Genomic DNA, 15102 nt, shown 5'->3' with positions numbered 1-15102 from the left:
CTCACACCCGCTTGCGGTCGAAGGAAGCCTTCTGGCCGGTGCCGTAGCGGCGCAGCGCGCCCTCCGGCCCGGAGGCGTTCGGTCTCGTGAAGATCCAGTTCTGCCAGGCCGTCAGCCGGCCGAAAATCTTGGTCTCGATGGTTTCCGGGCCGACGAACCGATGGTTGGCCTCCATGCCGGTGAGCGCATCCGGCGACAGCGCGGCGCGGCCCTCCAGCACGATCCGGATCTCGTCCTCCCAGTCGATGTCGTCCGGGGCCTCGGTGACCAGGCCCAGCTCGACGGCCTCGCCGGCGGACAGCCGTCGGTCGCTTTCGCGCTTGAGCCAGTCCAGGTGGTCGTGCTCGCCGTAGAACCGGGATTCCAGGCGGGACAGGCCGTTGCCCATCGGAAACGCGCCGAAGTTCGCGTCGGACAACACGATCGACGCGCGTTCATCGCTGTCCTCGTCGTCGATCGGCGGGCCGTCCAGCATGTACTGGCGGTCGCAGGCCAGCGCCAGCTCCAGCAGCACCCCGGCGAAGCAGCTGCCCGGTTCGATCAGCGCGATGAGGCTGCGGCTGGTGACGTCGAGCCGTTTCAGCGTGCGCTTGTAGTAGTGCAGGACCTCGTTGGACAGCCAGTCGGAACCGGTGAGCACCTCCCGTTCGGCGGCGAGCACGGCGTCCGGGTCGCCCTCGGTGCGGAAGACCCAGGTGCCCAGCTCGGGTTCGTTGGTACGCAGGCGCAGGATGAGGTCGTCCAGCTCGCGGGTCATCGCCAGCAGCCAGCCGTCGCCGCTCGGTCCGCGCACGGTGATCGTGACGACGCCGGCGGCGCGGTCCAGCTCGGCGGTGGTGTTCGGGTAGGTGATGCGATCGTCGTCCTCGGTGCGGTCGAGCGGTTCGAGCACGATGCCCTGCGCGTTCTCCGGCCGGTTGCTGCGGGCGGCGAGCTCACGGGCCCGCTGCTCGACGACCGCGCGGAACTCCTGGCGCGGGACCAGCTCGTCGACCAGCCGCCAGTCGACCGCCGTGCGGCCCTTCACGCCGTCCGGGCGGGTGGCGAACACGTCGGCACGGTCCTTGCGGACGCGGCGCTTGTCGGTGACGCGGGTGAGGCCGCCGGTGCCGGGCAGCACGCCGAGCAGCGGCACCTCGGGCAGCGCGACGGTCGAGGAGTTGTCGTCGACCAGCAGGATCTTCTCGCAGGCCAGGGCGATTTCGTAGCCGCCGCCGGCGCAGCTGCCGTTGACCGCGGCGAGGTAGATCTGGCCGGAGTTCTCGGTGGCGTCCTCGATGCCGTTGCGGGTCTCGTTGGTGAACTTGCAGAAGTTCACCTTCCACTCGTGCGGGGAGCCGGCCAGCATCCGGATATTCGCGCCGGCGCAGAACACCTTGTCCTTGGCGCTGGTCAGGATCACCGCGCGCACCTCGGGGTGCTCGAAGCGCAGCCGCTGCACGGCGTCGTAGAGCTCGATGTCCACGCCCAGGTCGTAGGAGTTGAGCTTCAGCTCGTAACCCGGGACCAGGCCGCCCTGCTCGTCGACGTCCATCTCCAGCCACGCCAGCGGCGGCTCGATCCGGAGCCGCCAGTGCCGGTAGTCCTCCGGTCGCCGATCGAATGACACCGTCGTCATGGCTCTCGATTCTCTACTTGTTTTTCCCGAACGTCAACGTTGTGTAGAGAGTGGATCTCGCGCCTATCGTGCTCAGCATGGCTGACCTCAAACCCCGGTCGCGGGACGTGACGGATGGACTGGAACGCGCGGCGGCTCGCGGCATGCTGCGCGCGGTCGGGATGGGCGACGAGGACTTCGCCAAACCGCAGATCGGCATCGCGTCCTCATGGAACGAGATAACACCGTGCAACCTGTCTCTGCAACGGCTCGCCCAGGCGAGCAAGCAGGGAGTGCACGCCGGCGGCGGCTACCCGATGGAGTTCGGCACGATCTCCGTGTCCGACGGCATCTCCATGGGCCACGAGGGCATGCACTTCTCGCTGGTGTCGCGGGAGATCATCGCCGACTCGGTGGAGACGGTGATGGAGGCCGAGCGCCTGGACGGCGCGGTGCTGCTCGCCGGGTGCGACAAGAGCCTGCCCGGGATGCTGATGGCCGCCGCACGGCTGGACGTCGCGGCGGTGTTCCTCTACGCCGGGTCGATCCTCCCGGGCAATGTGGACGGCCGCGAGGTGACGATCATCGACGCGTTCGAGGCGGTCGGCGCGTGTGCCCGCGGACTGATCTCCCGCGAGGAGGTCGACAAGATCGAACGCGCCATCTGCCCCGGTGAGGGCGCGTGCGGCGGGATGTACACGGCGAACACGATGGCGTGCGCGGCCGAGGCGCTGGGCATGTCGCTGCCCGGTTCGGCGAGCCCGCCGTCGGTGGACCGGCGGCGCGACCGGTTCGCCCGGGAGAGCGGCGAGGCCGTTGTCGGGATGCTCGGCGCCGGGATCACCGCCCGTGACGTGCTGACGCGCGAGGCGTTCGAGAACGCGATCGCCGTCGTGATGGCGCTCGGCGGGTCCACCAACGCGGTGCTGCACCTGCTGGCCATCGCCCACGAGGCCGAGGTCGATCTGACGCTGGACGACTTCACCCGGATCGGTGACCGGGTGCCGCACCTGGCCGACGTCAAGCCGTTCGGGCGGCACGTGATGACCGCGGTCGACCGGGTCGGCGGGGTGCCGGTGGTGATGAAGGCCCTGCTGGACGCGGGTCTGCTGCACGGCGACTGTCTCACCGTGACGGGCAAGACGCTGGCCGAAAACCTGGCCGAGCTGGCCCCGCCGGAGCTGGACGGCGAGGTCGTGCGGAAGCTGTCCAACCCGATCCACCCGACCGGCGGGCTCACGATCCTGCACGGCAGCCTCGCGCCGGAGGGCGCGGTGGTGAAGAGCGCCGGGTTCGACTCGTCGCGGTTCGAGGGCACGGCGCGGGTGTTCGACGGCGAGCAGGCCGCGATGGACGCGATGCCGACGCTGCAGCCCGGCGACGTGGTGGTGATCCGGTACGAGGGGCCGCGCGGCGGGCCCGGGATGCGCGAGATGCTCGCCGTGACGGGCGCGATCAAGGGCGCCGGGCTGGGCAAGGATGTCCTGCTGCTCACCGACGGCCGGTTCTCCGGCGGCACCACCGGGTTGTGCATCGGGCACGTCGCCCCGGAGGCCGCGCACGGCGGCCCGATCGCCTTCGTCCGCGACGGCGACCCGATCGTGCTCGACATGGAGACGCGAACGCTCGATGTGGACATTTCCGAGGCGGAGATGGCCGAACGCCGGTCCGGTTGGGAAGCGCCCCCGCCGCCGCGCCGCACCGGCGTGCTGGCCAAGTACGCCCGTCTGGTCGGTTCCGCGGCACAGGGAGCCGTCTGCTCGTAGATGAGTAAGTCCTAACCCTGGGTGGGGTGTGGAGATGGGTGAAGGATGCTGAACCGCTGACGCTGGCGGTGGCGCAAGTGCTGCTGGGGTGCGTTCCGAGGCCCGGTGGCTGCGGTTCGTGCCTCGTCACGTGCCGGGCGCGTTCCCGTATCTGCCCGGCCGCAACGACTCCTCGCCCTCACCGCCGCCATCTGGCACAACCGCGCCACCGGCCAACCCACCACCCGATCCCTGATCGCCTACGACCACTAACCAAGATCGGACTTACATCTAGACGTAGTATTGACGAATCGTTCAACAATCCAATAATGTCCTCCGCCACTGGGGGCAGCACACAGTGCGCCCATTCCTGGCGAAGGAGTTCCCGCATGCGTGCACGACGTTCGTTGTTCGTCGCCCTGGCCACCTCGATCGGCGCGGTCCTCGCGCTGCTCGTCCCGGGAACGGCCGCGGCTTCGGACTACAACATCGCGACGGCCTCCAGCGGCCCGAGCGGCAACTACTGGTACTACTGCGTGACGGACACCGGGGTGGAGGGCTGCTACCAGCCCTACGGCGACCTGTTCTACGTCCGCGACACGAAGGCGAACGGGCAATCGGCCGAGGTCCGCTGGTACAACAACCTGAACGGGTCGCCCTACCGCCAGGGCACGTGCCGGAACAACCTCGGGTCGGGCCACTGGGGCGTGTGCGACAAGGACTTCCGCGAGGACAGCACGATCCGCTTCGGGGTGGACGGCGTGGGCAACGACGCGCGCCTGTACTCGCCGACGCTCTACGCCTGACGACCGCGGCCGGACCGCCGACACGCGGTCCGGCCCCGTCCGCTCCTAGAGGGAGCCGAAGAACTGCCGGATGTCCTGCACCAGCTCCGCCGGGGCCTGGTGCGCGGCGTAGTGCCCGCCGACGTCGTAGGTGTGCCAGCTGACGATGTTCTTGTGGTCGCGCTCGGCGAAGCGGCGGATCGACTGGAAGTCGTTCGCGAAGCCGGCCAGTGCGAGCGGCACCGTGGTCGGCTCGGCGGGCGGCTCGGTCTGCGCGTCCTCCCAGTAGAACCGCATCGAGGACGCCGTGGTTCCGGTCAGCCAGTAGATCGCCAGGTTCGTCACCACGAAGTCGTCGTCGAGGCCGGCGAGCAGCTGGCCGTTCCAGCCGGCCAGCCCGGCCGGCGAATCGGCCAGCGCGTGGGCCAGCGTCTGCGGCTGCTGGGCCTGCAGCTGGTTGAACGCGCCCATCTTCGACCAGAACCACTGCAGGTGCTCCAGCGCGGACCCTTCCTCCGGCGTCAGGTCGGCCATCTCGGCGGGATCACCCGACGGGAACGAGAAGATCTGCGTGACGTGCACGCCCACGACGTGCGACGGGTCCACCCGGCCGACCTCGGGTGAGATCAGCGAGCCGCCGTCGTTGCCGACCGCGCCGTAGCGCTCGTAGCCGAGGCGGGCCATCAGCTCGGCCCACGCCTTCGCGACGCGGTACCGGTTCCAGCCGCGCTCGCGGGTCGGGCCGGAGAAGCCGAACCCCGGGATCGACGGGATCACCAGGTGGAAGTCGCGGGACAGCGGCTCGATCACGTCGAGGTACTCCACCACCGAACCAGGCCAGCCGTGCGTGAGGATCAGCGGCAGCGCGTCCTCGCGCGCCGACCGGACGTGCAGGAAGTGGACGTTCTGGCCGTCGATCTCGGTGGTGAACTGCGGATGGGCGTTCAAACTCGCTTCGAAGGCGCGCCAGTCGTAGCCGTCGCGCCAGTACTCGACCAGCTCACGCACGCGGGCGACCGGCACGCCGTAGTCGGCGCCGCCGTCGGCGAGCTCTTCGCTGAACCGGGTGCGGGCGAGGCGATCGGCCAGATCGTCCAGGTCGGCCTGCGGGACGTTGATGCGGAAGGGCTTGATCTCGGTCATGACACCAAGCTAGAAGCCAAATAGGAAGACTTCTTTCCTATTGATCGGGCAGACTCGGGAAAATGCTGGAGACCTCAGCCCGACTGCTCCGCCTGCTGTCCCTGCTGCAGACACCCCGCGACTGGACCGGCGCCGAACTGGCCGAACGGCTCGAGGTGAGCACCCGCACCGTCCGCAACGACGTCGAGCGGCTGCGCAACCTCGGCTACCCGGTGCACGGCACACGCGGCTCGGTCGGCGGCTACCGGCTGGGCGCGGGCGCCGCGCTGCCGCCGCTCCTGCTCGACGACGAGGAGGCTGTGGCGGTCGCGATCAGCCTGCGGACGGCGGCCGGCTCGCTCACCGGCGTCGAGGAAACGGCGTTGCGGGCGCTGACGAAGCTGGAACAGGTACTGCCGTCGCGGTTGCGGCGCCGCGTGCGAGCGCTGAGCACGTACGCCGTCCGCGCGCCCACCGACAGCGAAGGGCCACGCGTGAGCGGCGAAACCTTGAGCCTCCTCGCCGCGGCGTGCCGCGACCACGAGCGGCTGCGGTTCGACTACACCGGCCACGACGGCACGACCAGCCGGCGCGTCGCCGAGCCGTACCGGCTGGTGAACTGGGGGCGCCGCTGGTACCTCGTGGCCTGGGACTGCGACCGCGGCGACTGGCGCACCTTCCGCGTGGACCGGATGGAGCCGAAGATCCCGTCCGGCCCCCGGTTCACCCCGCGTGAGCTGCCGGAAGAGGTGACCGACCGGGTGCGCCGCGGGGTGTCGGCGGCGGCGTGGCGGCACCACGCGGAGGTGACCGTGCACGCCCCGGCGGACGTGGTGCGCGAGCGGATCAACCCGGCGGTGGGCGCGGTCGAGGCGATCGACGCGACGAGGTGCGTGCTGCACACCGGCGCGGAAACCGTGCAGAGCATCGCCGTGCACCTGGGTCTGCTGGACCTGGATTTCACCGTGACCGGGCCGCCGGAACTCGTCGAACGGCTGCGCGTCCTGTCGCGGCGCTACCGGAAGGCCGTGTCGTGAAACCCTTCCAGACCACGCGTCTCGCGGACGCCGTCGAAGTCACCGCGCCCGACGGGTCCGCGGTCCGTCCACTGTGCACACTGCCGGGCGTGGCGAGCTTCGCGCACTTCGCGCTGGAGCCGGAGCAGGTGTCGCAGGCCGTTTCGCACGCGACCGTGGAGGAGATCTGGTACGTGGTCGGCGGCAGCGGCCGGATGTGGCGCGGGCAGGGCACGCGCGAGGAGGTCACCGAGCTGGCGCCCGGGGTGTGCCTGACGATCCCGCTCGGCACGGCGTTCCAGTTCCGGGCGGGCGCGGACGGGCTGGCGGTGGTCGCCGTGACGACGCCACCGTGGCCGGGCGCGGGCGAGGAGGCCTCGCCCGCGGCCGGCCACTGGTGACTGTTGACTGAATTTCAAAATTGGTCATAAGATAGCCACATGGATCGCCGGGAGCGGGCGGAACGCATCCTCGACGTGGCCGCCGACCTGCTGCTGCGCTGGGGCTACCAGAAGGTGACGGTCGACGACGTGGCCGAACGGGCCGGGGTCGGCAAGGGCACCGTCTACCTGCACTGGAAGTCGCGTCAGGACCTGTTCCACTCGGTGTTCCGGCGCGAGCTGGCCGCGGCCTCCGACGAACTCGTCGCCGCCGTCCGCGCGGATCCGCGCACGGTCCTGCTGCACGAGCTAACCCGCGTGAACTTCGAGTCGGTCAACCGCCGCCCCCTCCTGCGGGCGCTCACGCGAGCCGATCCGAACGTGCTCGGCAAGCTCGCCCGCGAACGGGCGGAGTCACGGCACGACGAGGCCCTCGCCGGCTACTTCCGGCTGCTCACCGAGCACGGCCTGGTGCGCGACGACCTGCCGTTCGACGACCTCCGCTACGCCTGGCACGCCACGCTCGAAGGCTTCTTCCTGTCCCCGCCGCACCCCGGCGCCGCGGACCTGCTCGCCGCGACCGTGCGCGGCGCCTTCGAACCGGCGGGCGAACCGGACCCGGCGCTGTTGGCCGCGCTCGCGCCCCGGGCCGCCGAACTGCTCACCGAGATCGGGAACGAGCACCGCACCTTCTACGACGGGGGAAACCCATGAGGATCGGCCTGATGCTCGACGACGCGGGCAAGACCATCGACGACATCGTCGCGGCGGCCCGCTCCGGTCTGCCCGCGTTGTGGCTGGGCCAGCGGTTCGGCTGGGACCCGCTGATCGCGCTGGCCGTCGCCGGGCGGGAGGTGCCCGGGATCGAGCTCGGCACCGCGATCGTGCCGACCTGGCCACAGCACCCGATCACCCTGGCCACGCGCGCGTTGAGCACGCAGTCGGCCACCGGCAACCGGCTCAGCCTCGGCGTCGGGCTCAGCCACCCGGTCATGGTCGAAGGCCAGTACGGCCTCCCCTACGACCGGCCGGCCAGGCACCTGCGCGAGTACCTGAGCGCACTCGGGCCGCTGCTGCGCGGGGAAACCGTTGCCCACCAAGGGGAAACGCTGACGGCACGAGCGCGGCTGGAAGTGACCGGGGCGACGCCGCCCGCGCTGCTGGTGTCCGCGCTCGGGGACCGGACGTTGCGCGTCGCGGGCGAGCTGGCGGACGGGACGATCACCACCTGGGCCGGGCCACGCACGCTCGGCGAGCACATCGTCCCGAAGATCAGGAAGGCCGCTGCCGGGCGGGCCGAGCCACGCGTGGTGGCGGGCGTGGTGGTGGCGGTGACCGACGAGCCGGACGCTATCCGCGCATGGGTCGCGCGGGAGTACGGCATCGCCGGGACGCTGCCCGCGTACCGCGCGGTCCTCGACCGGGAGGGGGTGCGGGAGATCGCGGAGGTCGTCGTCGCCGGCGACGAGGACGCGGTCGAACGGGAACTCCGGCGTCAGCTGGACGCCGGAGCCACCGAGTTCGCCGCCGCCCTCGTCGGGTCACCGGCGGAGCAGGATCGGACGCTGGAACTGTTGCGGAGCCTGAACTCCTAGTACCGGTCCGTCGTGTACGGCGTGCCGCTCTCGATGCTCGGGCTGACCCGCGGGTCGCGGCCCTCCTGCCCGGGCACCGGCGAGACGACCGGGTCGTTGAGCGAGTGGTCCGCCGGGCGCGGGGCGTTCATCCGCGTGTTGATCTGCTCGACGACCTGTTCCTCGCGCTGGCGCGACAGCACGGCGATGGTGATGCCGTGGGCCAGCGCCAGCACCAGCAGGAACACGCCGATGCGTCCCACGATCGCCGTCGGCGTGGTGCCGCCGGGGAAATCGATCGTGGAGATGAGCGCGAGCACGCCCAGCGTCGCGATGTGGAACAGCACCGCGACCAGCCGGGCCATGGACGCCCCCGATTCCGATTCGCCCTGCCCGTTCGCCAGGTACCGCTTCCCGCTGTGGTAGACGAACTGACCGTCGACCAGGACGATCAGCGCGCCTATCACGAGGAAGGCCACATAGGCGTTCGTGTCCATGACGAGCTCCTCTCCTCACCGTGAGTCGAGTACCCGTCACGCTTCCGAGCGAAACCCGCGTGTCGTGGCAGCTCAGCGCAGGTGGCGCCGCGAATCCGGGGTCCGGGCGGTGATCGCGCGGGCGTCGAGGAGCTCCAGCAACGGCACCGCGACCCGGCGCGTCGTGTCCAGCGCTCGCCGGGCCTCGCTGACCGTGAACGGCTGCGGCAGCGTCCCCAGCACCTCGGCGGCCCGCGGAACCACGTCCGGGCCGAGGAACACCCCGTCGGCGATCCGGGTGAGCCGCCCGGCCCGCACCGCCGCCGCGAGTTCCCGCGTGCCCAGCCCCAGCTCGGCGAGGTCGTCGGCCTCGGGCGCGCGGAACGGCTGCGACCGGAACCGCTCGTCCAGCCGCGCCAGCGCGGACAGCACCGGCGCGGGCAACCCCGCGCCCGGGCGCCGCACGAGGCCGTCGGCGATCACCAATCCGGTGCCGTCCAGCGCGGCCGGCACCAGCTCGGCCGCGGGCAGGCCGGTCGCCTGGCGCAGCGCCTCCACCGGCATCCCGGCCGCGACGGGGTTGCGAGATGACCACTCGTCGAACCGCGACAGCGCCTCCTCGCGTGCCCGCGCGATGGCCGCGTCGTCCACGATCCACTCGCCGATCCGCTTGCCCGTCAAGGGAAATCCCATCGCCCGCAGCTCGCTCGCGCGGGCGATCGGCGGCGGCGCCACCCGGCCGGCTGCCAGCTCGGCCGCCCGCGTACGCGCCGCACCGCGACGCCGCAGCGGCGGCGGCCGCACGTCCAGCACCGTGACCCCGGCCGCGATCCGGTGCTCGCCGGGGTCCCGCAGGAGCCCGACATCCCCGATGCGCAGCGGCAACGGTTCCCGCAACCGCAGGCGCGCCGCGTCCGTCCCCAGTGGACGGACGTGCACCGGGACCGCCGCCGCGCCGAGGTGCAGCACCAGCTCCCGGTGCAGCTCCCCCTGCGCGCGCACGGCCACGTCCACCTCCGACGTGTGCACCCACGCCCCGGGCGTCAGCAGCGCGTCCCCGCGCCGCACCCGGTCGCGGTCCACCCCGCGCAGGTTCACCGCGACCCGCGCCACCGCGGTCACCTCGGTTTCCGCCGCGCCGAGCGACTGCAGCCCGCGCACGCTCACCCGCTCCCCGGCCAGCTCCAGCTCGTCCCCGGCGCGCAGGGTGCCACCGGCGAGCGTCCCGGTCACCACCGTGCCCGCGCCGCGCACCGTGAACGCCCGGTCCACCCACAGCCGCACGTCCGCCGCCGGATCCGGGGCGGGCAGCCGGTCGACGAGCGCGCACAGCGCCCGGCGCACCGGCGCCAGGTCCCCGCCGCGCCCGATCGACACCGCGTCGCAGCTGCCGAGGACCGCCAGCTGGGAAAGCGCTTCCGCGGTCGCAGGCCCTGGATCGGCGAGGTCGGCCTTGGTCACGACGAGGAGCGCGTGCCGGACGCCGAGCGCGTCGAGCGCCGCCAGGTGTTCCGCCGACTGCGGCATCCACCCCTCGTCCGCGGCCACGACGAACACCACGGCGGGCACCGGGCCGACCCCGGCGAGCATGTTCGGCACGAACCGCTCGTGCCCGGGCACGTCCACGAACGCGAGCCGCCGCCCGTCGATCTCCGTCCAGGCGAACCCCAGCTCGATCGTCAGCCCGCGCCGCTGCTCCTCCGCCAGCCTGTCGGGCCAGGTGCCGGTGAGGCGCTCGACCAGCGTCGACTTGCCGTGGTCCACGTGACCCGCGGTCGCTACGACGTACACGCGCGCACCGCCGCGAGCAGCAGTTCGTCCTCGTCCGGGCCGACCGTGCGCAGGTCCAGCAGGCACCGGCCGTGCTCGACCCGGCCCACCACGGACGGCGTCCCGGTGCGCAGCGGCTCCGCCAACGCCTCCGGCAGGCTCACCGCGACCGAGGGCAGCTCCACGCCGGGCGCGCCGCCGCCACCGACCGCCGACCGGCACGGCACCACGCTCGCGCCGGGAATCCGCTCGGCCAGCGCGTCCGCCCTCCGCTGCAGTTCCGCCAGGTCGGCGACGAGGGCCCGCGCGACCGGCGGTTCGGGCCCGCGCAGGGTCGCCTCCAGCGCGGCGAGGGTCAACTTGTCGACCCGCAGTGCGCGGGCGGCGGGATGCCTGCGCAGCCGCTCCACCAGCTCGGCCGAGCCCAGCAGCAGCCCGGCTTGCGGGCCGCCGAGCAGCTTGTCGCCGCTCGCGGTCACCAGGTCGGCGCCGTCGCGCAGGGTCGTGGCCGCGTCCGGCTCGTCCGGCAGGACCGGGTGCGGCGCCAGCAGCCCGGAACCGATGTCGACGACCAACGGCGCGTCCAGCGTGGCGAGTTCACGCACCGACGCCTCCGCGGTGAACCCGGTGACGCGGAAGTTCGACGGGTGCACCTTCAGCACGAAGCCGGTGTCCGGGCCGAGCGCCGCGGCGTAGTCGCGCAGGCTGGTCCGGTTCGTGGCGCCGACCTCACGCAGCCGCGCGCCGGTGGACGCCAGCAGCTCCGGGATGCGGAACCCGTCGCCGATCTCGACCAGCTCGCCGCGGCTGATCACGATCTCCTTGCCGGGCGCCAGCGCGAGCGCGGCCAGCAGCAGCGCCGCGGCGTTGTTGTTCACCACGTGCACCCCGCCCGCGGCCGGCACCGCCTCGGCGAGCGCCGCCAGCGCGCCCCGGCCGCGGCGGGCCCGGCGGCCGGTGGCGAGGTCGAACTCGACGTCGGTGCTGCGCCCCGCGGTGGCCACGGCGTCCAGCGCGGCCTGCGACAACGGGGCCCGGCCGAGGTTGGTGTGCACGACGACCCCGGTCGCGTTCACCACCGGCCGCAGCGAGGTCGCGGACGACGGCAGCGCCGCGATGGCCTGCTCGGCGACCTGCTCCGGCTCGATCTCCCCGGCGCGCGCCCGGTCCTGCGCCGCCACGACCGCGGCCTTGACCAGGGCGCGGCCGAGCACGCGCTCCGCCTCGGCCAGGCGCGGGTGCGCGAGCAGCACGTCGGTCCGCGGCACGCGGCGACGGGGGTCCGTCACTCCTCGCTCCTCCCTGGGTGGCGGAGGCGGACGGGAATCGAACCCGCCGGCGACAGCGGCTGCCGCCCAACGGTTTTGAAGACCGCGCCGGTCACCAGACCGGATACGCCTCCTCGGGGGACACCCCATGATCGCAACTTCGCGCGGCCCGCGCAGCGCGAAGACGGCACGATGATGGCATGGGCCATCGACTGACGCAGTACGCGCACGGCGGCGGGTGCGCGTGCAAGATCCCGCCGGGCGAGCTGGAGGACGTGGTGCGCGGGCTGGTCGGCAGGCAGCCGACCGACCCGGCCGGGGAACTGCTGGTCGGCCTGGACGACGGCGACGACGCGGCCGCCGTGCGGATCTCCGACGGGCTCGCGTTGATCGCCACCACGGACTTCTTCACGCCCGTCGTCGACGACGCCTACGACTGGGGGCGCATCGCGGCGGCCAACGCGTTGTCCGACGTCTACGCGATGGGCGGCCGCCCGGTGGTGGCGGTGAACCTGCTCGGCTGGCCGCGGGACGTGCTGCCGTTCGAACTGGCGGCGGAGGCGCTGCGTGGCGGGGCGGACGTCTGCGCCGGCGCCGGGTGCCACCTCGCCGGCGGGCACAGCGTCGACGACCCGGAGCCGAAGTACGGGCTCGCGGTCACCGGTGTCGGCGATCCGGATCGCCTGCTGCGCAACGATTCCGCCCGGCCCGGGATGGCGTTGTCGCTGACCAAGCCGCTCGGCATCGGGGTGCTGAACTCGCGGCACAAGGCGACCGGCGAGCGCTTTCCGGAGGCGATCGAGGTGATGACCACGCTGAACGCCCCGGCCGCCGATGCCGCACTGGACGCCGGCATCACCGCGGCCACCGACGTGACCGGCTTCGGCCTGCTCGGGCACCTGTACAAGATGGCGCGGGCCAGCGGGGTGACCGCCGTCGTGAACTCAGCCGTCGTGTCCTATGTGGACGGCGCACGAGCGGCACTGGCCGAGGGCTACGTCAGCGGCGGCACGCGGCGCAACCTCGACTGGGTGCGGCCGCACACCGACCTGTCCGCGGTGGCCGAGGAGGAGGCCCTGCTCCTCGCCGACGCCCAGACCTCGGGCGGCCTCCTGCTGGCAGGCGAGATCCCCGGCGCCCCGGTGATCGGCGAGTTCGTCCCGCGCGGGGAGCACGTCGTGGTGGTGCGCTGATCTAACCTGATCGCCATGGGGGACGACGAGCTGATCGCGGGCGTCCTGTTCGGTGACGACGCGCGCGACCTGCTCGCCGCGGAGCGGATCCCGTTGCGCGAGGCGCACGAGACGTTGTCCGCGGACCCGGAGCTGCGCGAACGGCTGACCAGCGGCCGCGCCACCTTCCTGCGCGACCCCGCCTTCGAAGGCGTGATCACGTCGAGGCTGCCCGAGCACCGGCTCGTCGACCTCCGGCTCGCCGCCGCCTTCGCCGTCGTGTTCGGCTACCACCTGCTGCTCGTCCAGGCCTGGCCGCAGCTGCCGTGGGGGTTCGCCGCGTTCGCGGTGGCCGCCTACCTCGCCGTGCTGGCGATCGCCTGCCGCATCGGGTACCGCTGGATCGCGCCGCTGCGCGGGCTGTTCCGCCGCGTCGGCGCGTTGCCCGTCGAGGACCTGTGGCGGGTGTACGCGGTCGAGCAGATCGTGTGGCCGGCGCTGGTCCGCTACGTCGAGGAGAAGCGGACTCCGCCGGACAGCACCGAGTTCACCTACCGCGCGGTCGACGGCCTCTACCGGGAATCCCCCAGCGCGACGCCGGTCATCACGGGCGCCGGGGAGCGTCTGCGCACCGCCGTCGCACGGTCGGAGACCGGGGCGATCGCGCTCGCCGGGCACCGCGGGGTCGGCAAGACCACCGCCATCCGGTTCGTCGCGGGCGGGGTGCTCGGTGATCCGGACCGGCCGCCGCTCGCCGTGGTCGCGTCCGCGCCTGCCCGCTACGACGCCCGCGACTTCGTCCTCTACCTGCACGCCCTGCTGTGCAAGGAGGTCATCACCCGCACCCACGGCGCCGGGCAGCCGCACCGCTGGGCGACCTTCGCGCGCCTGGCGGCGCCGGTCCGGCGGCGGGAACGGGCCGTGCACGTGGTCCGTTCCCTGCTGGCCCACCTCGTCGCGATCGCGGTGCCGGTGCTCCTCGGCGCGTGGGCGTGGGGACGGCCGCCGCTGGAGTTCGTCACCGATCCGCCGCCGCTGTTCCGCGACCTGACCGGCTGGCGGATCGCGGTTCTGGTGCTCGCCGGACTCGTCGCACTGGCCGTCGTCGCCGACCTGGGCGCGTTCGCCTGGCGGGCGGTGCGCGGGCTGCGCCCGGTGCGGCCGGCCGACCCGCGCCTGCGTGAGCTGCGCGCGGTCGCCGGGCAGCAGCTGCGGCGCATCCGGTTCCTGCAGACCTACACCACCGGCTGGTCCGGCAAGCTCACCCTGCCGCTGAAGAGCGAGGCCGGCTGGACCCGCTCCACGCAAAGCGCCGAACAACAGCTCAGCTACCCCGAGGTCGTCGACGAGTTCCGCGCCTTCGCCGAACACGCGGCGGAGGTGCTGCGGTCCACCGGCGTGACCGAGCGGGTGGTCATCGCGATCGACGAGCTGGACAAGATCGCCGAGCCGGAGAAGGCGCAGGAGCTGATCAACGACATCAAGGGCGTCTTCGACGTGCCCGGGTGCCTGTTCCTGGTGTCGGTGTCGGACGACGCGATCGTCTCCTTCGAGCGCCGCGGCATCCCCGCGCGCGACGCGTTCGACAGCGCCTTCTCCGAGATGGTGCGGCTGGACAACTTCACCCCGGAAGACACGCGGAACTGGATCAGCCGCCGCGTCCTCGGGCTGCCGGAGCAGTTCGTCTGCCTGTGCCACTGCCTGTCCGGCGGCCTGCCCCGCGATCTGCGGCGCACGGTCGTCGAACTGCTCGACGTGCCTGCCGGGCAGCCGCTGAGCGCCGTCGTCGAGGTGCTGGTCCGGCGCGAGCTGGACCGCAAGGCGCACGCCTTCACCGGGGCCGCGCGCGGCATCGAACCCTCGCCGGAGCGGTCCGGCCTCATCGCGGACCTGGTGTCGATCCCGACCGTGCGCGGGCCCGGGGAGCTGCGCGCGCTGGCGACGAAGATCGATTCGGGCGACGGGCTCGCCGCGTTGCGCACGCAGGCCGCCGCGTACCTGCTGTTCAGCGCGACGATCCTGGAGGTGTTCACCGACGACCTCACCCGCGACCGGCTGTACGGCGTGCCCGGCGGCGAGCCACAGCTGCTCGCGCTGGCCCGGCAGCAGATGGCGTTCGACCCGCGGGTGTCGATGGACCTGCTCGCGTCCTTCCGCGCCGCCCGCGGGCTCGCGGTGGAATAGCGCCTGTCCGGCA

Annotated in this window: 13 protein-coding genes, 1 tRNA gene and 1 pseudogene; 9 read left to right on the top strand and 6 right to left on the bottom strand. The window is 72.5% G+C overall.

What is annotated here, in order from left to right; translation table 11 throughout:
- Window position 1: 1 nt before the first annotated feature.
- Window positions 2-1618 (bottom strand): 2,3-epoxybenzoyl-CoA dihydrolase, encoded by a 1617-nt coding sequence (gene boxC / locus ACCP09_RS25965; protein ID WP_433751073.1) that lies wholly within the window; start codon window positions 1616-1618, stop codon window positions 2-4.
- A 77-nt stretch (window positions 1619-1695) separates the two neighbouring features.
- On the opposite strand from boxC, the gene ilvD reads away from it, so the two are divergent.
- From ilvD to ACCP09_RS25950, 3 genes and pseudogenes are all read left to right on the top strand, one after another.
- Window positions 1696-3363 (top strand): dihydroxy-acid dehydratase, encoded by a 1668-nt coding sequence (ilvD, locus tag ACCP09_RS25960; protein WP_433751070.1) that lies wholly within the window; start codon window positions 1696-1698, stop codon window positions 3361-3363.
- Between the two features lie 38 nt (window positions 3364-3401).
- Window positions 3402-3529 (top strand): annotated as a pseudogene (locus tag ACCP09_RS25955) (IS982 family transposase); the annotation flags it as partial.
- A 202-nt stretch (window positions 3530-3731) separates the two neighbouring features.
- Entirely contained in the window at window positions 3732-4148 is a 417-nt protein-coding gene (locus ACCP09_RS25950) for a hypothetical protein (protein ID WP_123684683.1), read from the top strand.
- 45 nt (window positions 4149-4193) lie between these two features.
- Here the strand turns inward: ACCP09_RS25950 and ACCP09_RS25945 are convergent, their stop codons facing one another.
- Window positions 4194-5270, bottom strand: a complete 1077-nt coding sequence (locus tag ACCP09_RS25945; RefSeq protein WP_378333415.1) for an epoxide hydrolase family protein — start codon at window positions 5268-5270, stop codon at window positions 4194-4196.
- A gap of 62 nt (window positions 5271-5332) precedes the next feature.
- Here ACCP09_RS25945 and ACCP09_RS25940 point away from each other — a divergent pair, with 62 nt between their 5' ends.
- Genes ACCP09_RS25940 through ACCP09_RS25925 form a run of 4 tightly spaced genes read left to right on the top strand, consistent with a single transcriptional unit; the run spans window position 5333 to window position 8240 of the window.
- Window positions 5333-6286, top strand: coding sequence for a helix-turn-helix transcriptional regulator (locus ACCP09_RS25940; RefSeq protein ID WP_433751065.1), 954 nt, complete (start codon window positions 5333-5335; stop codon window positions 6284-6286).
- Complete coding sequence (locus ACCP09_RS25935; RefSeq protein WP_433751062.1) at window positions 6283-6666, top strand: cupin domain-containing protein; 384 nt, start codon at window positions 6283-6285, stop codon at window positions 6664-6666. The genes ACCP09_RS25940 and ACCP09_RS25935 overlap by 4 nt, the downstream gene beginning before the upstream one ends.
- A 39-nt stretch (window positions 6667-6705) precedes the next feature.
- Complete coding sequence (locus ACCP09_RS25930; protein WP_433751059.1) at window positions 6706-7359, top strand: TetR/AcrR family transcriptional regulator; 654 nt, start codon at window positions 6706-6708, stop codon at window positions 7357-7359.
- The gene (locus ACCP09_RS25925) at window positions 7356-8240 is read left to right on the top strand and encodes a TIGR03564 family F420-dependent LLM class oxidoreductase (RefSeq protein WP_433751056.1); all 885 of its coding nucleotides are present in this window, start codon (window positions 7356-7358) and stop codon (window positions 8238-8240) included. Before ACCP09_RS25930 ends, ACCP09_RS25925 begins: the two co-directional genes overlap by 4 nt.
- Here the strand turns inward: ACCP09_RS25925 and ACCP09_RS25920 are convergent.
- The 4 genes from ACCP09_RS25920 to ACCP09_RS25905 form a co-directional block, all read right to left on the bottom strand.
- Window positions 8237-8716 (bottom strand): hypothetical protein, encoded by a 480-nt coding sequence (locus tag ACCP09_RS25920; protein WP_020417016.1) that lies wholly within the window; start codon window positions 8714-8716, stop codon window positions 8237-8239. The genes ACCP09_RS25925 and ACCP09_RS25920 overlap by 4 nt on opposite strands.
- A 72-nt stretch (window positions 8717-8788) precedes the next feature.
- Entirely contained in the window at window positions 8789-10486 is a 1698-nt protein-coding gene (locus tag ACCP09_RS25915) for a SelB domain-containing protein (protein ID WP_433751052.1), read from the bottom strand.
- On the bottom strand, window positions 10474-11754 hold the full coding sequence (selA, locus tag ACCP09_RS25910; RefSeq protein WP_433751049.1) for an L-seryl-tRNA(Sec) selenium transferase: 1281 nt from the start codon (window positions 11752-11754) through the stop codon (window positions 10474-10476). The genes ACCP09_RS25915 and selA overlap by 13 nt, the downstream gene beginning before the upstream one ends.
- A gap of 18 nt (window positions 11755-11772) precedes the next feature.
- Window positions 11773-11867 (bottom strand) — tRNA-Sec (locus ACCP09_RS25905).
- 66 nt (window positions 11868-11933) lie between these two features.
- On the opposite strand from ACCP09_RS25905, the gene selD reads away from it, so the two are divergent.
- Window positions 11934-12926, top strand: coding sequence for a selenide, water dikinase SelD (gene selD, locus ACCP09_RS25900; RefSeq protein ID WP_433751046.1), 993 nt, complete (start codon window positions 11934-11936; stop codon window positions 12924-12926).
- 15 nt (window positions 12927-12941) lie between these two features.
- The gene (locus ACCP09_RS25895; protein WP_433751043.1) at window positions 12942-15089 is read left to right on the top strand and encodes a P-loop NTPase fold protein; all 2148 of its coding nucleotides are present in this window, start codon (window positions 12942-12944) and stop codon (window positions 15087-15089) included.
- Window positions 15090-15102: the final 13 nt, after the last annotated feature.

The organism is Amycolatopsis sp. 3B14 (genome assembly GCF_050958625.1).
GTDB lineage: Bacteria > Actinomycetota > Actinomycetes > Mycobacteriales > Pseudonocardiaceae > Amycolatopsis_E > Amycolatopsis_E thermoflava.
Note: the sequence above shows the minus strand (reverse complement) of the source record. Positions and strands in the feature narration are given on the sequence as shown.